Origin of the sequence: Caenimonas terrae (genome assembly GCF_042655405.1) — a bacterium.
Taxonomy (GTDB): domain Bacteria; phylum Pseudomonadota; class Gammaproteobacteria; order Burkholderiales; family Burkholderiaceae_C; genus Ramlibacter; species Ramlibacter terrae_A.
Map to the genome: position 1 here is coordinate 235679 of NZ_JBHSMF010000002.1, position 22417 is coordinate 258095.

At 68.1% G+C, this 22417-nt stretch carries 20 protein-coding genes and 1 tRNA gene; 16 read left to right on the forward strand and 5 right to left on the reverse strand.

Annotation, left to right across the window (positions count from 1 at the left end):
• Window positions 1–95: 95 nt before the first annotated feature.
• The 4 genes from ACFPOE_RS01180 (at window position 96) to ACFPOE_RS01195 (ending at window position 3124) form a co-directional block, all read left to right on the forward strand.
• Window positions 96–1106, forward strand: coding sequence for a TRAP transporter substrate-binding protein (locus ACFPOE_RS01180; RefSeq protein WP_376848165.1), 1011 nt, complete (start codon window positions 96–98; stop codon window positions 1104–1106).
• A gap of 89 nt (window positions 1107–1195) precedes the next feature.
• Window positions 1196–1735, forward strand: a complete 540-nt coding sequence (locus ACFPOE_RS01185; protein ID WP_376848782.1) for a TRAP transporter small permease — start codon at window positions 1196–1198, stop codon at window positions 1733–1735.
• Window positions 1732–3015 (forward strand): TRAP transporter large permease, encoded by a 1284-nt coding sequence (locus ACFPOE_RS01190; protein WP_376848166.1) that lies wholly within the window; start codon window positions 1732–1734, stop codon window positions 3013–3015. The genes ACFPOE_RS01185 and ACFPOE_RS01190 overlap by 4 nt, the downstream gene beginning before the upstream one ends.
• 32 nt (window positions 3016–3047) lie before the next feature.
• Window positions 3048–3124: transfer RNA gene (locus ACFPOE_RS01195), tRNA-Met, on the forward strand.
• A 72-nt stretch (window positions 3125–3196) separates the two neighbouring features.
• Here ACFPOE_RS01195 and ACFPOE_RS01200 read toward each other — a convergent pair.
• Window positions 3197–5122 (reverse strand): FAD-binding monooxygenase, encoded by a 1926-nt coding sequence (locus ACFPOE_RS01200; protein WP_376848167.1) that lies wholly within the window; start codon window positions 5120–5122, stop codon window positions 3197–3199.
• Between the two features lie 105 nt (window positions 5123–5227).
• On the opposite strand from ACFPOE_RS01200, the gene ACFPOE_RS01205 reads away from it, so the two are divergent.
• From ACFPOE_RS01205 to miaB, 3 genes are all read left to right on the forward strand, one after another.
• Window positions 5228–5737, forward strand: coding sequence for a MarR family winged helix-turn-helix transcriptional regulator (locus ACFPOE_RS01205; RefSeq protein ID WP_376848168.1), 510 nt, complete (start codon window positions 5228–5230; stop codon window positions 5735–5737).
• A gap of 138 nt (window positions 5738–5875) precedes the next feature.
• The gene (locus ACFPOE_RS01210; RefSeq protein ID WP_376848169.1) at window positions 5876–6295 is read left to right on the forward strand and encodes a hypothetical protein; all 420 of its coding nucleotides are present in this window, start codon (window positions 5876–5878) and stop codon (window positions 6293–6295) included.
• Between the two features lie 13 nt (window positions 6296–6308).
• The gene (miaB, locus tag ACFPOE_RS01215) at window positions 6309–7649 is read left to right on the forward strand and encodes a tRNA (N6-isopentenyl adenosine(37)-C2)-methylthiotransferase MiaB (protein ID WP_376848170.1); all 1341 of its coding nucleotides are present in this window, start codon (window positions 6309–6311) and stop codon (window positions 7647–7649) included.
• A gap of 159 nt (window positions 7650–7808) precedes the next feature.
• Here miaB and ffh read toward each other — a convergent pair whose 3' ends face one another.
• A complete protein-coding gene (gene ffh, locus ACFPOE_RS01220) occupies window positions 7809–9176 on the reverse strand; it encodes a signal recognition particle protein (RefSeq protein WP_376848171.1) in 1368 nt (455 codons plus the stop codon).
• A 69-nt stretch (window positions 9177–9245) separates the two neighbouring features.
• On the opposite strand from ffh, the gene ACFPOE_RS01225 reads away from it, so the two are divergent.
• From ACFPOE_RS01225 to ACFPOE_RS01265, 9 genes are all read left to right on the forward strand, one after another.
• Window positions 9246–10049 (forward strand): cytochrome C assembly family protein, encoded by an 804-nt coding sequence (locus tag ACFPOE_RS01225; RefSeq protein WP_376848172.1) that lies wholly within the window; start codon window positions 9246–9248, stop codon window positions 10047–10049.
• Window positions 10046–10279, forward strand: a complete 234-nt coding sequence (locus ACFPOE_RS01230; RefSeq protein WP_376848173.1) for a PP0621 family protein — start codon at window positions 10046–10048, stop codon at window positions 10277–10279. The genes ACFPOE_RS01225 and ACFPOE_RS01230 overlap by 4 nt, the downstream gene beginning before the upstream one ends.
• On the forward strand, window positions 10279–11988 hold the full coding sequence (locus tag ACFPOE_RS01235; protein WP_376848174.1) for a sensor histidine kinase: 1710 nt from the start codon (window positions 10279–10281) through the stop codon (window positions 11986–11988). Before ACFPOE_RS01230 ends, ACFPOE_RS01235 begins: the two co-directional genes overlap by 1 nt.
• Complete coding sequence (locus ACFPOE_RS01240; protein WP_376848175.1) at window positions 11988–13463, forward strand: sigma-54-dependent transcriptional regulator; 1476 nt, start codon at window positions 11988–11990, stop codon at window positions 13461–13463. Before ACFPOE_RS01235 ends, ACFPOE_RS01240 begins: the two co-directional genes overlap by 1 nt.
• Window positions 13450–14055 carry a 1,6-anhydro-N-acetylmuramyl-L-alanine amidase AmpD gene (gene ampD / locus ACFPOE_RS01245; protein ID WP_376848176.1) on the forward strand — a complete coding sequence of 202 codons (606 nt, stop codon included), beginning with the start codon at window positions 13450–13452 and terminating at the stop codon, window positions 14053–14055. Before ACFPOE_RS01240 ends, ampD begins: the two co-directional genes overlap by 14 nt.
• Window positions 14056–14478: 423 nt before the next feature.
• Complete coding sequence (locus tag ACFPOE_RS01250) at window positions 14479–17391, forward strand: ribonucleoside-diphosphate reductase subunit alpha (protein WP_376848177.1); 2913 nt, start codon at window positions 14479–14481, stop codon at window positions 17389–17391.
• Window positions 17392–17513: 122 nt separating this feature from the next.
• Window positions 17514–18734, forward strand: coding sequence for a ribonucleotide-diphosphate reductase subunit beta (locus ACFPOE_RS01255; protein WP_376848178.1), 1221 nt, complete (start codon window positions 17514–17516; stop codon window positions 18732–18734).
• A gap of 188 nt (window positions 18735–18922) precedes the next feature.
• Window positions 18923–19384, forward strand: coding sequence for a histone H1-like DNA-binding protein (locus ACFPOE_RS01260; protein WP_376848179.1), 462 nt, complete (start codon window positions 18923–18925; stop codon window positions 19382–19384).
• Between the two features lie 303 nt (window positions 19385–19687).
• Window positions 19688–20302 carry an alpha-ketoglutarate-dependent dioxygenase AlkB gene (locus tag ACFPOE_RS01265; protein WP_376848180.1) on the forward strand — a complete coding sequence of 205 codons (615 nt, stop codon included), beginning with the start codon at window positions 19688–19690 and terminating at the stop codon, window positions 20300–20302.
• Here the strand turns inward: ACFPOE_RS01265 and ACFPOE_RS01270 are convergent.
• From ACFPOE_RS01270 to ACFPOE_RS01280, 3 genes are read right to left on the reverse strand one after another with little or no spacing between them, the layout of a single operon-like run.
• Window positions 20299–20697, reverse strand: coding sequence for an FKBP-type peptidyl-prolyl cis-trans isomerase (locus ACFPOE_RS01270; protein WP_376848181.1), 399 nt, complete (start codon window positions 20695–20697; stop codon window positions 20299–20301). The two genes, ACFPOE_RS01265 and ACFPOE_RS01270, sit on opposite strands and share 4 nt — an antisense overlap.
• Before the next feature lie 50 nt (window positions 20698–20747).
• Window positions 20748–21407: a hypothetical protein gene (locus tag ACFPOE_RS01275; RefSeq protein ID WP_376848182.1), complete on the reverse strand. Its 660-nt coding sequence runs from the start codon at window positions 21405–21407 to the stop codon at window positions 20748–20750.
• Window positions 21404–22417 carry an MlaD family protein gene (locus tag ACFPOE_RS01280; RefSeq protein ID WP_376848183.1) on the reverse strand — a complete coding sequence of 338 codons (1014 nt, stop codon included), beginning with the start codon at window positions 22415–22417 and terminating at the stop codon, window positions 21404–21406. The genes ACFPOE_RS01275 and ACFPOE_RS01280 overlap by 4 nt, the downstream gene beginning before the upstream one ends.

A 22417-nucleotide genomic window follows, 5' to 3' on the forward strand; every position in this document is an offset into this window, starting at 1 on the left:
GCCCGCCAGCAAGCTTGACCTGGATCAAGTGGCGCCGGCCGGCCTTGCCTATATTGGGCTGGGGCCGACCCGGCCCCGACCGGCGAGGAGCCACCATGAAACGTCGTAGCGCGATGGCAGCCGCCGCAGTGGCGCTGCTGCCGGTGGGCCTGCGGGCCCAGGCCCAGCAACCCATCGTCCTGAAGTTCAGCCACGTGGTGGCGGCCGACACGCCCAAGGGCAAGGGCGCGCTCAGGTTCAAGGAACTGGCCGAGAAGAACACCGGCGGCAAGGTCAGGGTCGAGGTCTATCCGAACAGCCAGCTGTACAAGGACGGCGAGGAACTGCAGATGCTGCAGCTGGGCTCGGTGCAGATGCTGGCGCCCTCGGTGTCCAAGTTCGGCCCGCTGGGCGCGCGCGAGTTCGAGCTGTTCGACCTGCCCTACCTGTTCGACAACTACGACGAACTGCACAAGGTCACGCAGGGCCCCATCGGCCAGTCGCTGCTGAAGAAACTCGAGAGCAAGGGCATCCTGGGGCTGGCGTTCTGGGACAACGGCTTCAAGGAGATGAGCTCGAACAAGCCATTGCGCACGCCGGCCGACTTCCGCGGCCAGAAGCTGCGCATCCAGTCGTCCAAGGTGCTCGACTCGCAGATGCGCGCGCTCGGCGCGACGCCGCAGGTGATGGCCTTCTCCGAGGTCTACCAGGCGCTGCAGACCGGCGTGGTCGACGGCACCGAGAACCCGCCGTCCAACCTGTACACGCAGAAGATGCACGAGGTGCAGAAGTACCTCACGCTGTCCGACCACGGCGTGATCGAGTACGCGGTGGTGGTCAACAAGAAGTTCTGGGACGGCCTGCCGCCGGACATCCGCGCGGGCCTCGACAGCGCGATGAAGGAGGCGACCAAGTACGCCGACGACATCGCCAGGCAGGAGAACGAGGATGCGCTGGCCAAGGTCAGGGCCTCGGGCAAGACCCAGATCATCACGCTCACGGCCGACGAGAAGAAGGCCTGGAAGAAGGCCCTGCTCAAGGTCCACCGGGACCACGAGGCGCAGATCGGCAAGGACGTGATCCGGGAGATCTACAAGGAAACAGGGTTCGACCCGGACAAGCTGTGAACGCCGCGACGGCCGGCTGATTGAACACCGTGCTGGCCCGGGCCAACAGCGTCCTGAACCACCTGGAGGAGTGGCTGATCGCCTTCCTGATGGGCGCGGCCACGCTGGTCATCTTCACCGCGGTGGTGCACCGCTACGCGTCGGGCATTCCCTGGCCGCGGCTCCAGGACTGGCTGCTCACCGTCAACATGAGCTGGGCCCAGGAGCTGTGCATCTACATGTTCATCTGGATGGCCAAGTTCGGCGCCGCCTACGGCGTGCGCACCGGCATCCACGTCGGCGTCGACGTGCTGATCAACCGGCTCGGCGAGCGCAAGCGGGCCGCCTTCGTGCTGTTCGGGCTGCTGGCCGGCGCCTTCTTCACGGCGGTCGTCGGCACCCTGGGCGCGCGCTTCGTCTGGGAGATCGCCCACACCGACCAGGTTTCGCCCGACCTGGAACTGCCGATGTGGATCGTGTTCCTCGCCGTGCCCCTCGGCTCATCCCTGATGTGCTTTCGCTTCCTGCAGGTGGCCTGGAGCTTCCTGCGCACCGGCGCGCTGCCGCGCCACGAGCACGGCCACGTCGAGGGCATCGAGGAACTGCAGGAGCCGGAGCCCGACCCCGCGCCGCAAGAGGGGCAGCGATGAACGGCCTGATCATCTTCGTGCTGCTGTTCGCCCTGATGCTGACCGGCATGCCGGTGTCGATCTCCCTCGGGCTGACGGTGCTGACCTTCCTGTTCACCATGACCACCGTGCCGATCGAGTCGGTGGCGCTGAAGCTGTTCACCGGCATCGAGAAGTTCGAGATCATGGCGATCCCGTTCTTCATCCTGGCCGGCAACTTCCTCACCCACGGCGGGGTGGCGCGGCGGATGATCAAGTTCGCCACCTCGATGGTCGGCCACTGGCACGGCGGGCTGGCGCTGGCCGGCGTGATGGCCTGCGCCCTCTTCGCCGCCGTGTCGGGCTCGAGCCCGGCCACGGTGGTGGCGATCGGCTCCATCATCCTGCCGGCCATGCTCAAGGCGGGCTTTCCCAGGCGCTTCGGCGCCGGCGTGATCACCACTTCGGGCGCGCTCGGCATCCTGATTCCACCGTCGATCGTGATGGTGATGTACTCGGTCTCCACCAACACCTCGGTCGGCGCGCTGTTCATGGCCGGCGTCGTTCCGGGGCTGACGCTGGCGGCGCTGCTGGGGCTGGTGACGTGGTACCGGGCCTGGAAGTTCGGCTACCCGCGCATGGCCCGCGCCGGCTGGGGCGAGCGGCTGAAGGCGTTCCGCGACAGCGCCTGGGGGCTGCTGCTGATCCTGGTGGTGCTGGGCGGCATCTACAGCGGCGTGTTCACCCCCACCGAGGCGGCGGCGATGAGCGCCGTCTATGCCTTCGTGGTGGCCGTCTTCGTCTACAAGGACATGGGCCTGAAGCAGGTGCCCAAGGTGCTGCTGGACTCGGCCAACATGAGCGCGATGCTGCTGTACATCATCACCAACGCGGTGCTGTTCTCGTTCCTGATGACGTCCGAGCAGATCCCCCAGGCCATGGTGGACTGGCTGGTCGGCGCCGGGCTGGGCCCGATCGCCTTCCTGCTGGCGGTCAACCTGCTGCTGCTGCTGGCGGGCAACGTGATGGAGCCCTCGTCGATCGTGCTGATCACGGCGCCCATCCTGTTCCCGGTGGCCCTCAAGCTGGGGATCGACCCGGTGCATTTCGGGATCCTGATGACGGTCAACATGGAGGTGGGCATGTGCCACCCGCCGGTCGGGCTGAACCTCTACGTGGCCAGCGGCATCACCAAGATGGGCATCACCGAACTGACCATCGCGGTGTGGCCGTGGCTGCTGGCGATGCTGGCGTTCCTGGTGCTGGTGACCTACGTGCCGGCCCTGTCGCTGTGGCTGCCCAAGACGCTGGGGATGATGTAGGGGCGGCGGGACTCGGATATAATCGTCGGCTCGGCGCTTTAGCTCAGTCGGTTAGAGCGATGGAATCATAATCCACAGGTCCGCGGTTCGAATCCGTGAAGCGCCACCAGATCCAGCAAGGCTTAGCGGCAACCGCCGCTAAGCCTTTTCTGTTGCTGCCCCTGGCGAACGGCCGGCCGGGTCAGCCCGGCAGCATGAAGCCGGCAAAGAAGGCGGCCAGCGCCTGGTGCGCCTCCAGCGGCAGCACGTGCGCCACATATTGATCGGGCCGCACCACCACCAGCGCGCCGCGCGCGCGGTCGATGCCGCGCAGCTCGAAAATGTCGGGCCCGTCCTTCAGGTCGGGGCAGAACACCTTCTCGTAATCGCGCAGGCCGAGGCGCCCCTTGGCTGGCAGCAGCAGCGCCGGCAGCGATTCGATGGCCAGCTCGCGGTGCGATTGCTGGAAGATGGCCCGCAGGTCGAACACTGCGTCGACGTCCTGGCCGGCCCTTGTGTACCTGCGCAGCGGCGAGTCGGCCGATTCCTCCAGGAAGCGGCACAGCGCCCGGACGCCGCCGCCCTGGCGCTCCAGGTGGTCGCCGGCGCCGGCAAAGGCGTAGAGCCGCCAGCGGCCGTCGGCCTTGCCGGCATGCCCCAGCTGGAACGGCCTGGCATCCGCCGCGCGCACCACCGGCGCCGAGTGGAAGCGGGTGCCGATCACGTAGCCCGAGGCCAGCTGCTGGTGCGCCGGCTCGCCGCAGATCAGGCTGGGGCGATAGTGGGTGCCCATCCCGGCGGTGAAGCGGCCGTGCTGCTCGAAATACTTCTGGAATTCCTTGGGGTCAACGCCTTGCGCCTGGGCACCGGCACTCTCCTTGGGCCGGTCGCTGAACATCCTGGACCACTCGCGGTCGAAGTCGATCAGCTCCTGGGCGACGACCTGGCGCTCGGCCGAATAGCTGTGCAGCAATTCCGGGGCGCACTGCCCGCGCAGGACCGAGGCCAGTTTCCAGCCGAGGTTGAAGGTGTCCTGCATCGAGAAGTTCATGCCCTGCCCCGCCTTCGGGCTGTGGGTGTGGCAGGCGTCGCCGGCGATGAAGACGCGCGGCAACTGCCCGCCTGCGGCCGGCGCGGAGACGTCGTCGTAGCGGTCGCAGATGCGCTGGCCGATCTCGTAGACCGACCACCAGGGCACCTCCTTCACTTCCAGCGTGTGCGGGTGCAGGATGCGCTGCGCGGCGGCGATGAGCGCGTCCACCGTGATGTTGCGGTTCGCGACCCGCTCGTCCTCGCCCAGCTTGTCCAGCTCCACGTACAGGCGCACCAGGTAGCCGCCCTCGCGCGGGATCACCAGCAGGTTGCCGCTGGTCGACTGCACCGCCGCCTTGTAGCGGATGTCGGGGAAGTCGGTGACGGCCAGCAGGTCCATCACGCCCCACGCATGGTTGGCCGAATCGCCCACCAGCTGGCGCCCGATCGACTTGCGCACGCCGCTGCGCGCGCCGTCGCAGCCGACCACATAACGCGCCCGGATCGTCTCCACCTGGCCGGCATGCGCCGGGTCCGTCCGCTCCAGGCGCACGGTGACCGGATGGTCCCCGCCGTCGGGGTGCACCTCCAGGCCAAGGAACCGGCGGCCATAGTGCGGCTCCAGCCGGCTGGGCGAATTGCGCATGGCCTCCAGGTAGAAGTCGTGCACCCGGGCCTGGTTGAGCACCACGTGCGGAAACTCCGACAGGCCGTCTTCCGTGTCCTGCACCCGGCCGTGGCGCACGATGTTGCCGGGCCGCGCGTCGTCGGGCTTCCAGAACGTCACTTCGTTGATCCAGCAGGCTTCCTCCAGCACCCGCTGGCTGAAGCCGAAGGCCTCGAACATCTCCATCGTCCGGCAGGCGATCCCATCGGCCTGCCCCAGCTCCAGCGGGCCGTCCTTCTGCTCCACGATGCAGGTCCGGATGTCGGGAAACGCCGCCAGCTGCGCCGCCAGCGTCAGGCCGGCGGGCCCGCAGCCCACGATCAGCACGTCGACCTGTGCCGGCGCCGCGTCCGTGTGCTCCATGGCCGCTGGCGCGGCTTGCGCGATGCGAGGATCGCCGGGCCTGAAGCCGTTCAGATGGAATTGCATGTGTCACCTCCGGACGGCCTGGGATCGGCCAGAACAAGAATGTATGCATATTATCAGCATACTGATTGTTTGTGAGAGAATCCCTGTCCATCCCGAGGTTGCACCATGGCCAGCGCATCGACCCGCAAGACTTCTCCCCGCCGCGCCGCGGTCGACCTGGGCGCGCTGCCGGGCCACTGCATCCGCCGGCTCCAGCAGATCGCGGTGGGCATCTTCATGCACGAGTCGCAGGCCGGCGGCGTGACGCCGGTGCAGTTCGCCGTGCTCCAGACGCTTGCCGGGCAGGCCGGCATCGACCAGCGCACGCTGGCCGGCGCCGTGAGCTTCGACACGTCGACCATCGGCGGCGTGGTCGACCGGCTGGAAGCACGCGGCCTGGTCAGCCGCAGCCAGCACGCCGGAGACCGCCGGGTGCGCCTGCTCGAACTGACGCCGGACGGCCAGGAGCTGCTGGACCGGCTGACGCCCTCCATGCAGCGCACGCAGCAGCGCATCCTGGAACCGCTGTCGGCCGGCGAGCGCAGGGAGTTCATGCGGATGATGCGGCTGGTGATCGAGCACCACGAGGCCCAGGGGCCGCCGGGCCGGGCCGGCGCGCCGGGAGCAGCCGCCTAGGGTGGCGGACCTAGGGGGCGCTGCCCTGCGGCCCGCCACTGGCGCATCGCGCGCTGGTGCTTTGGTACACTGGCCGCCACCTCGAAGGCCCGCGGTTCGCCGCGACGCCGCATCTTTCACAGCCTCTGGATGAACACCATGAACCGCTGCATCGAAAGCCGGGGCCGGGCAGCGCTGCTTGCATGCGCGCTGCTGGGCAGCCTGGCGATCTTCCCCCTCCATCACGCATCGGCGCAGGGCTTCGTGCGCGAAGCGCCCAAGGACGTCGTCCTCGGCCGCCTGGTGGTGACGGCGCCGCCGCAAGTGACGCTGGACGGCAAGCCCGACCGCCTGTCTCCCGGCGCGCGCATCCGCGGCCTCAACAACCTGCTGGTGCTGTCCGGCAGCGTCGTCGGCCAGGACCTGCCGGTCGTGTACCGGCGCGACGCCGCCGGCCTGATCCACGAAGCGTGGGTGCTGACGCCGGCCGAATACGACAAGCTCTCCGGCTCCGACAGCGCCACCGGCTACCTGCGCTTCAACCAGCTGCTGGCCCTGATCTTCGGCTCCCGCCCCTGATGCGGAGCGCGCGATGAGCAAGAAGGTCTTCATCAAGACGTTCGGCTGCCAGATGAACGAGTACGACTCGGACAAGATGGCGGACGTGATGCATGCGGCGCAGGGCTACGAGCCGACCCAGGACGTGGAGCAGGCCGACCTGATCCTGTTCAACACCTGCTCGGTGCGCGAGAAGGCGCAGGAGAAAGTCTTCTCCGACCTCGGCCGCGTCAAGCACCTCAAGAGCAAGGGCGTGCTGATCGGCGTCGGCGGCTGCGTGGCCAGCCAGGAAGGCGCCGCCATCATCGAGCGCGCGCCCTACGTCGACGTGGTGTTCGGCCCGCAGACGCTGCACCGGCTGCCGCAGCTGCTGGAACAGCGCGCGCGGCTGAACCGGGCGCAGGTGGACATCAGCTTTCCCGAGATCGAGAAGTTCGACAACCTGCCCCCGGCACGGGTGGACGGCTGCACCGCCTTCGTCAGCATCATGGAAGGCTGCAGCAAGTACTGCAGCTATTGCGTCGTCCCCTACACCCGCGGGGAAGAAGTGTCGCGGCCGTTCGACGACGTGCTGGTCGAAGTGGCCGGCCTGGCCGAGCAGGGCGTGAAAGAGGTCACGTTGCTCGGGCAGAACGTCAACGCCTACCGCGGCGCGATGGGCGACACGGCGCAGATCGCGGACTTCGCGCTGCTGCTGGAATACGTCGCCGAGATCCCGGGCATCGAGCGCATCCGCTACACCACCAGCCATCCGAACGAATTCACCCAGCGGCTGGTGGAGGCCTACGAAAAGATCCCCAAGCTGGTGAGCCACCTGCACCTGCCGGTGCAGCACGGCAGCGACCGGATCCTGATGGCGATGAAGCGCGGCTACACGGCGATGGAATACAAGAGCACGGTGCGCAAGCTGCGCGCGATCCGCCCGGAAATGGCGATGTCCAGCGACTTCATCGTCGGCTTTCCGGGCGAGACCGACGAGGACTTCGGCAAGATGATGAAGCTGATCGACGACGTCGGCTTCGACAACAGCTTCAGCTTCATCTTCAGCCCGCGCCCCGGCACGCCGGCCGCCGCGCTGCACGACGAGACGCCGCATGCGGTGAAGCTGGCCAGGCTGCAGCAGCTGCAGGCGGTGATCGAGGCCAACATCCGCAGCATCAGCGCCAGCCGCGTCGGCACCGTGCAGAAAGTGCTGGTGGAGGGGCCGTCGCGCAAGAACGCGGCGGAGCTGGCCGGCCGTGCCGAATGCAACCGCATGGTCAACTTCAGCGGGCCGCAGCGGCTGGTCGGCCAGATGATCGACGTGCGCATCACCGAAGCGAACCCGCATTCGCTGCGCGGGGAAGTGCTGACCGCTGAAGTGACGGCCGCCTGAGCGCAGGGCTGAAAACAGCCGGTTGATCAAGAAATCAGGGGCCTGGCTTGCAGTTGCCGGCGCCGCCTCGCGCCAGTCAGCGGTCAGAACGCAGAAGTCTTGGATCGCCCTCTTCTTGATAGACGGTCTTCGGACTGACCAACGCGAAGGGCGCGCCGTTCAGAACGGCATCTTGGGCATGCCGCCCTTGCCGCCGCCCATGCGCTTCATCATCTTCATCAGGCCGCCGCCCTTGAACTTCTTCATCATGGTCTGCATCTGCTCGAACTCGTTGAGCAGCCGGTTCACTTCCTGGACCTGCACGCCGGCGCCGGTGGCGATGCGGCGCTTGCGGGTGGCCTTGATCAGCTCGGGCTTGCGGCGCTCCAGCGGCGTCATGCTCTGGATGATCCCTTCCTTGCGCCGGATGTCCTTTTCGGCCTTGCCCATGTCGACCTGGCCGGCCTTGGCCTGCATCTGCGCCGGCAGCTTGTCCATCAGCTGCGACAGCCCGCCCATGCTCTTCATCTGCTGGATCTGCGACAGGAAGTCGTTCAGGTCGAAGCCGTCGCCGCTCTTGATCTTGGCGGCCAGCTTCTGCGCCGCCTGCATGTCGACGCCGGCGGTAACCTGCTCCACCAGGGCGACGATGTCACCCATGCCCAGGATGCGGCCGGCGTGGCGCTCGGCGTCGAACACCTCCAGGCCGTCGATCTTCTCGCTGACGCCGGCGAACTTGATCGGCGCGCCGGTGATCTGCCGCACCGACAGCGCCGCGCCGCCGCGCGAGTCGCCATCGAGCTTGGTCAGGATGATGCCGGTGAGCGGCAGCGCCTCCTTGAAGGCCTTGGCGGTGTTGACCGCGTCCTGGCCCTGCATCGCATCGACCACGAACAGTGTCTCCACCGGGTTCAGGATGGCGTGCAGCTCCTTGATCTCGCGCATCAGCACTTCGTCGATCGCCAGCCGGCCGGCGGTGTCCACCAGCAGGACGTCGAAGTACTGGCGCTTGGCGTAGTCCAGCGCGGCGCGGGCGATGTCGGCCGGCTTCTGGTCGGGCGTGCTCGGGAACCATTCGGCGCCGGCCTGCTTGGTCACCGTCTTGAGCTGCTCGATGGCGGCCGGCCGGTAGACGTCGCCCGAGACCGTCAGCACCTTCTTCTTGCGCTTCTCGATCAGGTGCTTGGCCAGCTTGGCCGTGGTGGTGGTCTTGCCGGCGCCCTGCAGGCCGGCCATCAGGATCACCGCCGGCGGCTGCGCCTGCAGGTTGATGTCGCTGATGCCCTGCCCCATGGTGGCGGCCAGCTCGCGGCTGACGATGCCCACCAGCGCCTGGCCCGGCGACAGCGAACCCAGCACCTCCTGGCCCATCGCCTTGTCCTTGACGCGGGCGATGAAGTCGCGCACCACCGGCAGGGCGACGTCGGCTTCCAGCAGCGCCATGCGCACTTCGCGCAGCATGTCCTGGACGTTGTCTTCGGTGATGCGGGCCTGGCCGCGCATTTCCTTGACCAGGCGGGAGAGTTTGTCGGAGAGAGCGGAGGCCATGGGGAAAGGGTACTTCGGCGCTGCCAGTGGTGCTTCGAGGGGCCGAAGCGAGGGGCTAAACTGTGAACCATGATTCTAGCCAGTGCCTCTCCGGTGAGCATGTTGCTGGCACTGGCCGCCGCCGCAGCCTATGCGGCACCAGCGGCGGCCGCCCGCTTCCTCGACGACCATGCGGCCCGGCTGGCCCTGCTGGCCGCTTGGCTGCTGCACGCCATCGTGCTGGGACTGGGGCTGCTGGGGAACCCGCCGCGCTTCGGCTTCGCGCCGGCGATCTCGGTCACCGCCTGGCTGGTGCTGACGGTGTACGCGGTGGAGCAGCAGTTCTTCCCGCAGCTGCAGGCGCGCTGGGCGCTGGCCGGCCTCGGGGCCGCCGCGGTGCTGCTGGCGCTGCTGTTTCCCGGCACGCCGCTGCATGCGGCCGATTCGCCCTGGCTGCCCCTGCACCTGGCGCTGGGGATCGCCTCGTACGGGCTGTTCGCGGTGGCCGTGGTGCATGCCTGGCTGATGACGCGGGCCGAACGCGAGATCCGCCAGGCGGCGCAGCCCCATGCCGGCGTGCCGCTGCTGACGCTGGAGCGGCTCACCTTCCGCTTCGTCGGCGCCGGCTTCGTGCTGCTGTCGGCCACCCTGGCGGCCGGCTTCCTGTTCACCGAAACGCTGTACGGCCAGGGCAAGGTCTGGAAGTGGGACCACAAGACGGTGTTCTCCGTGCTGTCCTGGATCGCCTTCGCGCTGCTGCTGGTGGGCCGCTCGCGCTTCGGCTGGCGCGGCCGCAAGGCGGTGCGCTTCCTTTATATCGGCGCGCTGCTGCTGCTGCTGTCCTACGTCGGCTCGCGCTTCGTGCTGGAAGTGGTGCTGCGGAGGGCGCCGTGAAGTACCTGCTGGTCCTGGCCGTCGTGCTGATCGCGGTCTGGGTGTGGCGCAACAACCGGCGCGAGGAAAGGGACGGGCACGCGGCCGCGAAAAAGACGCCGCTGCCGCAAGCGCAGGACATGGTGCGCTGCCCGGTGTGCTCGGTGCACCTGCCACGCACCGACGCCCTGCCGGGGCCGGACGGCCGGCTCTACTGCTGCCAGGAACACCGGCTGCGCGCCGGCAGCTGATGGCCAACACGATCTCGATCCCTTGGGCCGAGTCGACGCTCGAGTTGATGGGCGACACGCCCTTCGACCGGCTGTGGCGCGGCTTCATGACGGCGCGGGTGACCATCGCCCTGGTGCTGCTGGGGCTGCTGTCGACCCTCTACATGATGGGCGGGGTGCTGGGCATCAGCGACTGGCTGGTCGGACTGGCAGCCACCTACCTGGTGGCGACGCTGGCGGTGCGCCTGCTGGCCAAGCCGCAGCCACCCGGCAGCGCCTTCGACCCGCAGTGGGTGTCCACCATCGGCGTCGACCTGGTCGCCTTCTCCACCCTGCAGCTGCTGCAGGCCGGCAACATCAACTACAGCCCGCTGTTCGCGCTGCCGGTGCTGATGGCGGCGGTGCTGGGCTCCAGCCTGCTGGCCCTGGGCACGGCGGCCGGGGTCACGCTGCTGCTGCTGGCCGAAGCCTGGGTGATGGTGCTGCAGCTGCCGCAGGAGCTGGCGACCCGCTTCCTGCAGGCCGGCCTGACGGGCATGGGCTACTTCGCCGTGGCCGTGCTGGTCAACCAGCTGGCCGCCCGCCTCGCGCGCGAGGAGGCCGCCGCGCGCAACAGCCGGCAGATGGCGCGGGTGCAGGCCCAGGTCAACGAGCTGGTGATCGAGAACCTGGGCGACGGCGTGCTGGTGGTGGACGCCGACGGCCGCGTCCGGGCCGCCAATCCGGCCGCCCGCAAGCAGCTGGGAAGCGTGGCCACGGCCGGCGACCAGCCCCTGATGCTGACCGCCCACGCACCGTGGCAGCCGCTGGCGGAGCTGGCGCGGCTGACCTTCACCACCGAGCTGTCCCAGCGCGCCGACGTGGCGATCGACGACGGCGTCGGCAGCCCGCGCCGGATGCAGGTGCGCACCAGGCTCACGGCCGCCCAGGACGACCTGGCGCACAGCCTGTGCGTGATGTTCCTGCAGGACCTGCGCGAGCTGGAGGCGCGCCTGCGCACCGAGAAGCTGGCGGCGATGGGCCGGATGTCGGCCGCCGTGGCGCACGAGATCCGCAACCCGCTGGCGGCCATCGCCCAGGCCAACGCCCTGCTGGAGGAAGACCTGGTGGACCCCGGCCAGCGCCAGCTCAGCGCGCTGGTGCGGCAGAACGCGCAGCGGCTGGCCGGCATCGTCGAGGAGATTCTGAACATCTCGCGGGTGCAGCACCAGGGTCCCCACAGCAACGCCCCGCGGCTGGCGCTGGACGAGTCGGTGACCGAAGCCTGCACCGACTGGGCCCGCCAGAGCGGCGTGGGCGAGCGGCTCCAACTGTCGCTGGCCGGCGGCGCGGTGCCGGTGGAGTTCGAGTCGGACCACCTGCGCCGCATCCTGATCAACCTGCTGGACAACGCGCAGCGCTACGCGAGCAAGGAGCCGGCCTCGATCCGGGTGCTGACCCAGCGGATCGGCAACGAGTCCACGCTGCGGGTGTGGAGCGACGGCGCGCCGCTGGAGGCCGCCGTGCGCCAGCACCTGTTCGAGCCGTTCTTCTCCTCGGAAAGCCGTTCCAGCGGGCTGGGCCTGTACATCTGCCGCGAACTGTGCGAGCGGCACGGCGCCCAGATCGGCTACCGGCGCAGCACCGGGCCCGGCGGCGCGCCGCGCCCCGGCAACGAATTCTTCGTGGTGTTCCGCCCCCAGGGGCCGGCGCTTGCGGGCAATTCCCCATTTGACACAATAGCCGCCTGATGGCCGCACCTTCCGCATCCGCATCCGCCGCGCACGTGCTCGTGGTCGACGACGAGCCCGACCTGCGAACGCTGTACGAGCTCACGCTGCTGCGAGAAGGCTATCGTGTGGAGGCGGCCGGCACGCTGGCCGAAGCCCGGCAGCAGCTGCAGGCGCATCGCTTCGACGCCGTCATCACCGACATGCGGCTGCCCGACGGCCTGGGGCTGGAGCTGCTGCACGGCATGCTGGAACAGCAGCGGCCCGAGCGCTGCATCGTGATGACCGCCTACGGCTCGGCCGAAAACGCGGTGGAGGCGCTCAAGGCCGGCGCCTTCGACTACCTGACCAAGCCGGTGGACCTCAAGCAGTTCCGCAACGTGGTCGCTGCGGCCATCCAGGAGTCGCCCCAGCGCACCGGCCGGGCCGCGCCGGCACGCTCGCCGGGCGGCGGCGACCGCCCGGCCGCCGGCCGGGCCGCGCTGGACCGGCTGGTGGGCGATTCGGCGGTGATGCAGCAGGTCAAGGAACGGATCGCCAAGGTGGCGCGAAGCATGGCGCCGGTGCTGGTGCGCGGCGAGTCGGGCACCGGCAAGGAACTGGTCGCCCGCGCCGTGCACGCCTGCAGCCACCGGGCCGACGGCCCCTTCGTCGCCGTCAACTGCAGCGCCATTCCCGAGCAGTTGCTGGAGGCGGAGTTCTTCGGCGCGCGCAAGGGCTCGTACACCGGCGCGACGGCCGATCGGGAAGGCTATTTCCAGGCCGCGCGCGGCGGCACATTGTTCCTCGACGAGATCGGCGACCTGCCGCTGGCGATGCAGTCCAAGCTGCTGCGGGCGATCCAGGAGCGCCAGGTGCGATCGCTCGGCTCGACCCAGGAAGACGCGGTGGACGTGCGGATCGTCAGCGCCACCCACAAGGACCTGGCGGCCGACGTGCTGGCAGGCCGGTTCCGGCAGGACCTGTACTACCGCCTGAACGTGATCGAGATTCTGGTGCCGCCGCTGCGCGAACGCCGCGACGACCTGCCGGTGCTGTGCGAAGCGCTGCTGGCGCGGATCGCGCAGGATTCCGGGATGCCGGTGCCGGTGCTCTCGCCGTCGGTGCTGGCGCAGCTGTGCGCCCATCCGCTGGGCGGCAACGTGCGCGAACTGGAGAACCTGCTGCACCGGGCGGTGGCCCTGAGCGACGGCGAGGAACTGCAGGTGGACTTCGCCCCGACCCAGTCGGTGCCGCCGGCGGCCCCCGCAGCCAGTGCGCCGGAGCCGGCCGCGGCGCGGCCCGCCGCGCCGGCCAACGTGATGCCGGGCGACCTCCAGGCGTACCTGGACCAACAGGAGCGCGAGATCCTGGTCAAGGCGCTGCAGGAAAGCGGCTTCAACCGCACGGCCGCCGCACAGCGGCTGGGCCTGAGCCTGCGGCAGATCCGCTACCGCATCGCGCGGCTGGCGATCGCCGCGCCGGGCGGGGACGAGCCGCAAGATGAGCGCGCCTGAGGCCGGGCCCGCAGGCGCACTCTGGCACGCCGGCTGGTACGGCTACGCGCGCCGCCTGCAGTCGCCCAATTTCGGCCCCCGGCCGGCCGGCGCGCTGGTCGACCTGGTGGTGGTGCACTCGATCAGCCTGCCGCCCGGGCAGTTCGGCGGCCAGGAAGTGCAGCAGCTGTTCACCAACACGCTGGACTGGAACGCCCATCCCTATTTCAAGCAGATCGAGGGCCTGCAGGTCTCGGCGCACTTCTACGTCCGCCGCAACGGCGAGCTGTGGCAGTTCGTCAGCTGCGACGATCGCGCCTGGCATGCCGGGACCTCGCACTACCGCGGCCGCGACAACTGCAACGACGACTCGATCGGCATCGAACTCGAGGGCCTGGAGGGCGAGCCGTTCGAGCCTGCGCAATACGAGACCCTGGCCGGCCTGTGCGCCGCCGTCGCGCAGCATTACCCGATCGAACACCTGGCCGGGCACGAGCACGTCGCGCCCGGACGCAAGCTCGATCCCGGCGCCGGCTTCGACTGGAGGGCGCTGCGCAACGCCCTCGGATGGGCCGGCGGGCGCTTCCCGGCGGCGGTGCAAAATACGCTATAGGTAGTGGTTTTCGGGGGAGGAACCCCCACATATAGCGCATCGGGGAGTTGCGGTGCGGCAACGGTGAAGCGGATTTCGCTCCGGTGGGCACGGTAAATTGCGATCGGCAACTGCGGGCGACCAGAGAGCGCTGCTGCGATGTGCGTCAACGCTGGCGCCGCAGCCGGGACCAAAGGGCGCACAAACCCGCGCCGCTGCTCGCACTGCGAATGCGCCCCACGGCCGCACGCGGGCCATCGCTCTTCAATGCGGCCGTCAACAGTTTTTCCACAGCATCTGCACTGCCTGCCCACCGGCAAACCACTACCTATAGTGCTTGTAAAGGCGAAAAGCACTAGATATAGTGTCCGCAAGCGCAGGAAAAAAGCTTTATCCGGGACCCACGAGGGCTGGAGCAACCCCAAGAACGCGTCACGAGGAACCATGCAAACCGCTGTAAACACCCAATCCATTTCCAGCGCCGGAGGCTTTGCCGCCGGCCCGGCCAACGACAACGCGGCCGGCGCCGCCGCCAATCCGCTGGCCCACTACCAGATCATCCGCCGCAACGGCGCCGTCGTCCCGTTCGAGCCGAACAAGATCGCGATCGCGATGATGAAGGCCTTCCTGGCGGTGCACGGCACCCAGGGCGCGGCTTCGGCCAGCGTGCGCGAAACCGTCGACGGCCTGACCCAGGCGGTGATCCGCGCCATGGTGCGTTCGCGCCCGGGCGGCGGCACCTTCCACATCGAAGACGTGCAGGACCAGGTGGAGCTGGGCCTGATGCGCGGCGGCCACCACGAGATCGCCCGCGCCTATGTGCTGTACCGCGAGCGCCGCACCCAGGAGCGCGCCAAGCAGGCCGCCCCGGCCGCCGCCAAGGCCCCCATCATCCACGTGCTGGACGGCGGCGAGCGCATCCCGCTGGACCTGGAGCACCTCAAGGGCCTGATCAATTCGGCCTGCCAGAACCTGGGCGCCGACGTCAAGCCGGACCCGATCATGGCCGAGACCATGCGCAACCTGTACGACGGCGTCCCGATGGACGAGGTCTACAAGGCCTCGATCCTGGCGGCCCGCACGCTGATCGAGAAGGATCCCGACTACACCTACGCCACCGCCCGCCTGCTGCTGCACACCATCTTCAAGGAGGTGCTGGGCCGCGACCTGCCGCCGGCCGACATGGCGGGCAGCTACGCCGACTACTTCCCCGGCTTCATCAAGCGCGGCGTCGATGCCGAACTGCTGGACGAGAAGCTGCTGCAATTCGACCTGAAGAAGCTGGGCGGCGCGCTGAAGGCCGAACGCGACCTGAAGTTCGACTACCTGGGCCTGCAGACGCTGTATGACCGCTACTTCCTGCACGAGCGCAAGACCCGCATCGAGCTGCCGCAGGCCTTCTTCATGCGCGTGGCCATGGGCCTGTCGCTCAACGAGATCGACCGCGAAGCCCGCGCCATCGAGTTCTACGAAGTGCTCTCCAGCTTCGACTTCATGTCCAGCACGCCGACGCTGTTCAACGCCGGCACCCTGCGCTCGCAGCTGTCCTCCTGCTACCTGACCACCGTGCCGGACGACCTGGACGGCATCTACGAATCGATCAAGGAAAACGCGCTGCTGTCCAAGTTCGCCGGCGGCCTGGGCAACGACTGGACCCGGGTGCGCGCGCTCGGCTCGCACATCAAGGGCACCAACGGCGAATCGCAGGGCGTGGTGCCGTTCCTGAAGGTGGTCAACGACACCGCCGTGGCGGTGAACCAGGGCGGCAAGCGCAAGGGCGCGGTCTGCACCTACCTGGAAAGCTGGCACCTGGACATCGAGGAGTTCCTGGAGCTGCGCAAGAACACCGGCGACGACCGCCGCCGCACCCACGACATGAACACCGCCAACTGGATCCCGGACCTGTTCATGCGCCGGGTGATGGAAAAGGGCGAGTGGACCCTGTTCTCGCCGTCCAGCGTGCCTGACCTGCACGACAAGTTCGGCATCGCCTTCGAGAAGGCCTACGTCGCCTATGAAGAGAAGGCCAAGCGCGGCGAGATCAAGCCGAGCAAGACGGTCCAGGCCGCCGACATGTGGCGCAAGATGCTGACGATGCTGTTCGAGACCGGCCATCCCTGGATCACCTTCAAGGATGCCTGCAACGTGCGCTCGCCCCAGCAGCACGCCGGCGTGGTCCATTCGTCGAACCTGTGCACCGAGATCACGCTCAACACCTCGGACACCGAGACCGCGGTCTGCAACCTCGGCTCCGTCAACCTGCTCCAGCACCTGAAGGACGGGGCGATGGACCAGGAGAAGCTCAAGAAGACCATCACGACGGCGATGCGCATGCTCGACAACGTGATCGACATCAACTACTACGCCGTCAAGAAGGCCCGCGACTCCAACCTGCGGCATCGGCCGGTGGGCCTGGGCGTGATGGGCTTCCAGGACGCGCTGTACGAACTGCGCATCCCCTACTCCTCGGAGCAGGCGGTGGAGTTCGCCGACCGCTCGATGGAAGCGGTCTGCTACCACGCCTACTGGGCGTCGACCGAGCTGGCCCGCGAGCGCGGCAAGTACTCCAGCTACAAGGGCTCGCTGTGGGACAAGGGCATCCTGCCGCTGGACACGCTGGACCTGCTGCAGCAGCAGCGCGGCGGCTACGTCGAGGTGGACCGCTCGACGAGCCTGGACTGGGACGCCCTGCGCAAGAAGATCGCCCAGGACGGCATGCGCAATTCCAACTGCGTGGCCATCGCCCCGACGGCGACCATCTCCAACATCATCGGCGTCGACGCCTCGATCGAGCCGTGCTTCGGCAACCTGTCGGTCAAGTCCAACCTGTCGGGCGAATTCACCGTCATCAACCACTACCTGGTGCGCGACCTGAAGCGCCTGGGCCTGTGGGACGACGTGATGGTCATGGACCTGAAGCACTTCGACGGTTCGCTGCGTCCGATCGACCGCGTGCCGCAGGAAGTCAAGCAGCTGTACGCGACGGCCTTCGAGGTGGAAACCACCTGGCTGGTGGAAGCGGCGGCCCGCCGGCAGAAGTGGATCGACCAGGCGCAGTCGCTCAACATCTACATGTCCGGCGTGTCCGGCAAGAAGCTGGACGACACCTACAAGCTGGCGTGGATCCGCGGCCTGAAGACCACGTATTACCTGCGCACGATCAGCGCGACGCAGACCGAAAAGTCGACGGTGACCTCGGGCCGGCTGAACGCGGTGTCCTCGGGCGGACAGGCGCAGGGCGGCATAAGCGCGCTGGATGCCGCTGCAGTCGCGGCGCGTGCGCAGCTCGATGCATCGCCGGCGACCGACATCAAGTTCTGTGCGATCGACGATCCGGGCTGCGAAGCCTGCCAGTGAGAAAAGTGTCGGTGTTCTCTGACAAAACACCGATGCAATTGAGCAACACAATCGGGCAGTGATGTGAACGAACACTTTTCATTCCGCATCACTGCTCATATCATCCGAGCATTGGAAAACTTATGTTGACCTGGGACGAAGAAGTCAAGCCCACACCGCCAACGCAATTGAACAGCGGCTTCATTCAGAGCCGCGAGGTGAGCCATTCACCTCTTTCTCAAGCTCCCTCCGAAATTTCCCCTGCTGTCACGCGCACCCTCGACGACGGCGCAGCGCGCCCGGCCGCCGGCAGCGTCGCGGCGCGCGTCGTGCAAGCCACCGCGCACCGGCGCGTCAACGCCGCCGACAAGCGCATCATCAACGGCCAGACCGACGTCAACCAGCTGGTGCCGTTCAAGTACAAGTGGGCCTGGGAAAAGTACCTGGCCACCTGCGCCAACCACTGGATGCCGCAGGAAGTGAACATGAACCGCGACATCGCCCTGTGGAAAGACCCGAACGGTCTGACCGAGGACGAGCGCCGCATCATCAAGCGCAACCTTGGCTTCTTCGTGACGGCCGATTCGCTGGCCGCCAACAACATCGTGCTGGGCACCTACCGCCACATCACGGCCCCGGAGTGCCGCCAGTTCCTGCTGCGCCAGGCCTTCGAGGAAGCGATCCACACCCACGCCTACCAGTACATCGTGGAATCGCTCGGCCTGGACGAGGCGGAGATCTTCAACGCCTACAACGAGGTGCAGTCGATCCGCGACAAGGACCAGTTCCTGATCCCCTTCATCGAGGCGATCATGGACCCCAACTTCCACACCGGGACGCCGCAGAACGACCAGACGCTGCTCAAGTCGCTGATCGTGTTCGCCTGCCTGATGGAAGGCCTGTTCTTCTACGTCGGCTTCACCCAGATCCTGGCGCTGGGCCGGCAGAACAAGATGACCGGCGCCGCCGAGCAGTACCAGTACATCCTGCGCGACGAATCGATGCACTGCAATTTCGGCATCGACCTGATCAACCAGCTCAAGCTCGAGAACCCGCACCTGTGGACGGCCGACTTCAAGGCCGAGATCAAGGAGCTGTTCCAGAAAGCCGTGGAGCTCGAATACAAATATGCCGAAGACACCATGCCCCGCGGCGTGCTGGGCATGAACGCGTCCATGTTCAAGGGCTACCTGCGCTACATCGCCAACCGGCGCGCCACGCAGATCGGCCTGGAAGCGCTGTTCCCCAACGAGGAGAACCCGTTTCCCTGGATGAGCGAAATGATTGACCTGAAGAAAGAGCGCAATTTCTTCGAAACCCGCGTGATCGAGTACCAGTCCGGCGGCGCGCTGAGCTGGGACTAGATCGACAAGACGGGATGAGCCCGAGATTCGTCTGGACCGACGACCACGCCGCAAGAGCGGGAGACGGTCCGGACACCGGTGTTCATGGAGCTGGGCACGAGCCCAACTCCATGGATCGCTTCATGCAACCAACAAGCATGGAGTGCTTCTTTAGTTGATGTTGATCAACTTGATCAAGGAGAATAGAAATGGCAACTGCGAAAAAAGCTACGGCTAAGAAAGCCACGGCGAAGCGTCCGGCAGCGAAGAAGTCCGCTGCGAAGAAGGCTCCTGCGAAGAAGGCAGCAGCCAAGAAGGCACCGGCGAAGAAGGCCGCTGCCAAGCGTCCGGCTGCGAAGAAGTCGGCTGCGAAGAAGGCACCGGCGAAGAAGGCCGCAGCAAAGAAGGCGCCTGCGAAGAAGGCAGCTGCGAAGAAGACCACGGCGAAGAAGGCCACGGCGAAGAAGGCCGCGGCCAAGAAGCCGGCCGCCAAGAAGCGCCCGGCCGCGAAAAAGGCAGCGAAGAAGCCCGCTGCCAAGAAAGCAGCGAAAAAGCCTGCTGCCCCCCGGCCCGTAGCGAAGGCGGCTCCTGCCGTCACCGCTGCGCCTGCGGCTCAGACCACTCTGAACCCGCAGGCGGCCTGGCCTTTTCCGACGGCCAGCAAGCCCTGAGGACAGCAGTAGCGTTCACGCTACTCAAGCCCGGCACCGAAAGGTGCCGGGCTTTTTCTTTGGCCCAACGGCTGGCCCAGCCGGGACAAGGCCGGAATTTGTCACCCCGGGACCACGGCCGCCGCGCCAGGTCGCAAAATCACCGGGAACGCCCTCGCCCACTCCAATGACTCCGCACCGCGACCTGCCGGACCACCCGCTGAGCCTGTGCCGCACCGAGCGCCGCCCGGATCTGCTTGGGATCCGGCTGTCCGGCTTGGCCAACAACGCCGGCATGCAAGACGCCATGGCGGCGCCCTGACCATGGGACGCGAGCAAGACCGGCAGGCGCAGGCCAGCCTGTTCGAACAACCGCCGCCGCAAGCGCCGGCGTTGCCGCCCGGCATGGTCTACCAGCCCGACTTCCTGTCGGCCGGCGAAGAGCGGTTGCTGCTCGCGCTGATCGAGGGTTGGCCGCTGGAAGCGATGCGCTACAAGGCCTACACGGCGCGGCGCCGGGTGCTGAGTTTCGGCGGCAAGTACGACTTCGACGCCAACCGGCTGCGCGAGGGGCTTCCCATCCCCGCGCAGCTGCAGCCGCTGCGGGCGAAGGTCGCCGGCTGGCTGGGCCTGGCGCCGCAGGAATTCACCCAGGTGCTGGTGGCGCAGTACAGCGCGGGCACGCCGCTGGGCTGGCACCGCGACGTCCCCGATTTCGAGGACGTGGTCGGCGTCTCGCTGCTGGGCGAAGCCGTGCTGCGGTTCCGGCCCTGGCCGCACCAGGTCGGCAAGCGCGCCGAGGTGCTCAAGCTGGCCGTCGCGCCGCGCTCGATCTACCTGCTGCGCGGAGCGGCGCGCTGGGCCTGGCAACACAGCGTGGCGCCGACCGGCGCGCTGCGCTATTCGGTCACCTTCAGGACCGCGGGCCGGCGCGCTTAGCGCTTGACGGAGACCAGCTCGATCTCGAAGTTGAGCGTGGAGTTCGGCGGGATCACGCCGCCGGCGCCGCGCTCGCCGTAAGCGATCGCCGGCGGGCAGGTCAGGCGCGCCTTGCCGCCCGGCTTCATCATCTGCACGCCTTCGGTCCAGCAGGGAATGACGCGGTTGAGCGGAAACTCGGTGGGCTCGCCGCGCTTGTAGGAGCTGTCGAATTCCTTGCCGTCCTGGAAGGTGCCGCGGTAGTGGACCTTGACGGTGTCGGTGGACGCGGGCGGCGCGCCGCTGCCTTCCTTGATCGACTGGTACACGAGGCCGCTCTTGGTGGTGACGGGGCCCTGGGCCGGGGTGGCGCAGGCAACGAGGGACAGCGCCGCGGCGCACAGGATCAATCGCACAGGAATCTCCTTGAAGGCAATGGCCGATTATTGCCTGCCGGCAAGCACAGCTATTTCAGCTCGCCCAGCACCAGCGCAATCCGGCGCCGCAGCCGCTCGGCTTCCTGCTGGGCGCCGGCCAGTTCGGCGCGCCGCGCCTGGGCGCCCAGCCAGGCCAGCAGGGGCCGCCGCCAGCCTTGCGCCGACGCGGTGTCGACGGCCACCTGCAGCACCTCGGGGCTGGCGCGGCCGGTCTCGAACAGCACGCCCGCCGCCACCAGGCGCGCCAGCGGATCGCCGATCGCGCGGATGGCGCCGGCATCGGCACCGGCGGCCGCCACGGCCCGATGCACAGGAGGCAGCAGCGCCACGTCCGGCGGCAGCACCTTGCCGGCCAGGTAGTCGCCATAGGCGCGCTCGGCCGCCGGGGCATCGGGCCGCAGGGCGTCGAAGCCGACGCAGGGCTCGAACACCAGGCTGGCCACGCTGAGCGCGCAGCGGGTGAGTTCGGCCCGCGCCACCAAGCCGGCGTCGCCGGTGCGCGTGAGCTGCTCGCGCGCGCGCAGGAACTCCGACGACTCGACGCGCGCGTCGGCGGCCATGAAGGCCTGGACGTAGCGCTCCAGCGAGCCGTGGGCTTCCAGCTCCCAGTCCGGCGCCTTCGGCTTGCTGGCGCAGCCGGCCAGCAGCAGCACCGCGACGGTCAACGCAAGGAAAGAACTTCGGGTCATGGCAGCTTGATCTGGGTGTCGCGGGCGAACGGCCACTTGCGGTTGATCTCGTTGATCAGGCCTTCGATCTTGCGCAGGTTGGCTTCGACGTCGGCCCGCAGCGGCCCGAGGTCGGCAGTCGCGGCCTTGACGTTGGCGCCGACGCCCTGCACTTCGACCAGCACCGCATCCACCTTCTTCAGGCTGGCCCGGGTGTCGGCCAGCAGGCCATCGAGCTGGCGCATGGTGGTGCGGGCGTCACGCACCAGGCCCTCCTGGCCGAACACCTGCGTGTCCGCCTTGCCGGCCAGGCCGTCGACCCGCGCCGCGAGCTGGTCCATGCGCGCCAGCAGGGTGTTGGTGCGGTCCAGCGCCGTCACCAGCTTCTTGGCGTCGGCCTCGTTGCCGAACAGCACGCGCAGGGCGCCCTGCGGCCCCTTCATCCGCTCCGCCACCTCCTGCACGCTGGCCAGCGTGCTGCGCAGCGCCGCGTCCTGCCCGGTCATGGCGTTGATGTTCTCCAGCACTTCCCGCGCCTGGGCGATGACCTTGGGGATCTCGGCCGACGCGTCGCCGCGCAGGACCTGCCGCTCCGCGCCATCGGGCAGCGGGGGATCGTTCAGCATGCCGGAGAAGGCCCGCAGGTTGGTGCCGCCGACCACGCTGCGGACCATGGTGAAGACGCTGGAGGTGCGCAGCCAGTGGGCGTCCTTGCTGGCCACGTCGACCACGATGCGCACGTTGCCGTCCGGCGCCAGCTCCACCCGGCGCACCCGGCCGATCGGAAAGCCCGAGAAGGTCAGGTCCATGCCGGCGACCACGCCTTCGGAATCGTCGGTGGCCAGCACCAGGGTCTGGGTCGGCTCGAACACGCCGCGCGCATGCAGCAGGTAGAGCGCGGCGGCGACGATCAGCAAGGCGGTGAACAGCAGCAGCAGCCGCGCCTTCAATTCCAGGTGGGGGACGGCCTGGTGGGCCACCGGTTCCGAATTCAGAACCGGCGTGTCTTGCGGGTCGGGGGCTGCGCTCAT

Excerpts from the sequence above, each read along its gene's own strand:
- ACFPOE_RS01180 (WP_376848165.1), top strand. The coding sequence starts at position 96 with ATGAAACGTCGTAGCGCGATGGCAGCCGCCGCAGTGGCGCTGCTGCCG.
- ACFPOE_RS01185 (WP_376848782.1), top strand. The coding sequence starts at position 1,196 with ATGGGCGCGGCCACGCTGGTCATCTTCACCGCGGTGGTGCACCGCTAC.
- ACFPOE_RS01190 (WP_376848166.1), top strand. The coding sequence starts at position 1,732 with ATGAACGGCCTGATCATCTTCGTGCTGCTGTTCGCCCTGATGCTGACC.
- ACFPOE_RS01200 (WP_376848167.1), bottom strand. The coding sequence starts at position 5,122 with ATGCAATTCCATCTGAACGGCTTCAGGCCCGGCGATCCTCGCATCGCG.
- ACFPOE_RS01205 (WP_376848168.1), top strand. The coding sequence starts at position 5,228 with ATGGCCAGCGCATCGACCCGCAAGACTTCTCCCCGCCGCGCCGCGGTC.
- ACFPOE_RS01210 (WP_376848169.1), top strand. The coding sequence starts at position 5,876 with ATGAACCGCTGCATCGAAAGCCGGGGCCGGGCAGCGCTGCTTGCATGC.
- miaB (WP_376848170.1), top strand. The coding sequence starts at position 6,309 with ATGAGCAAGAAGGTCTTCATCAAGACGTTCGGCTGCCAGATGAACGAG.
- ffh (WP_376848171.1), bottom strand. The coding sequence starts at position 9,176 with ATGGCCTCCGCTCTCTCCGACAAACTCTCCCGCCTGGTCAAGGAAATG.
- ACFPOE_RS01225 (WP_376848172.1), top strand. The coding sequence starts at position 9,246 with ATGATTCTAGCCAGTGCCTCTCCGGTGAGCATGTTGCTGGCACTGGCC.
- ACFPOE_RS01235 (WP_376848174.1), top strand. The coding sequence starts at position 10,279 with ATGGCCAACACGATCTCGATCCCTTGGGCCGAGTCGACGCTCGAGTTG.
- ACFPOE_RS01240 (WP_376848175.1), top strand. The coding sequence starts at position 11,988 with ATGGCCGCACCTTCCGCATCCGCATCCGCCGCGCACGTGCTCGTGGTC.
- ampD (WP_376848176.1), top strand. The coding sequence starts at position 13,450 with ATGAGCGCGCCTGAGGCCGGGCCCGCAGGCGCACTCTGGCACGCCGGC.
- ACFPOE_RS01250 (WP_376848177.1), top strand. The coding sequence starts at position 14,479 with ATGCAAACCGCTGTAAACACCCAATCCATTTCCAGCGCCGGAGGCTTT.
- ACFPOE_RS01255 (WP_376848178.1), top strand. The coding sequence starts at position 17,514 with ATGTTGACCTGGGACGAAGAAGTCAAGCCCACACCGCCAACGCAATTG.
- ACFPOE_RS01260 (WP_376848179.1), top strand. The coding sequence starts at position 18,923 with ATGGCAACTGCGAAAAAAGCTACGGCTAAGAAAGCCACGGCGAAGCGT.
- ACFPOE_RS01265 (WP_376848180.1), top strand. The coding sequence starts at position 19,688 with ATGGGACGCGAGCAAGACCGGCAGGCGCAGGCCAGCCTGTTCGAACAA.
- ACFPOE_RS01275 (WP_376848182.1), bottom strand. The coding sequence starts at position 21,407 with ATGACCCGAAGTTCTTTCCTTGCGTTGACCGTCGCGGTGCTGCTGCTG.
- ACFPOE_RS01280 (WP_376848183.1), bottom strand. The coding sequence starts at position 22,417 with ATGAGCGCAGCCCCCGACCCGCAAGACACGCCGGTTCTGAATTCGGAA.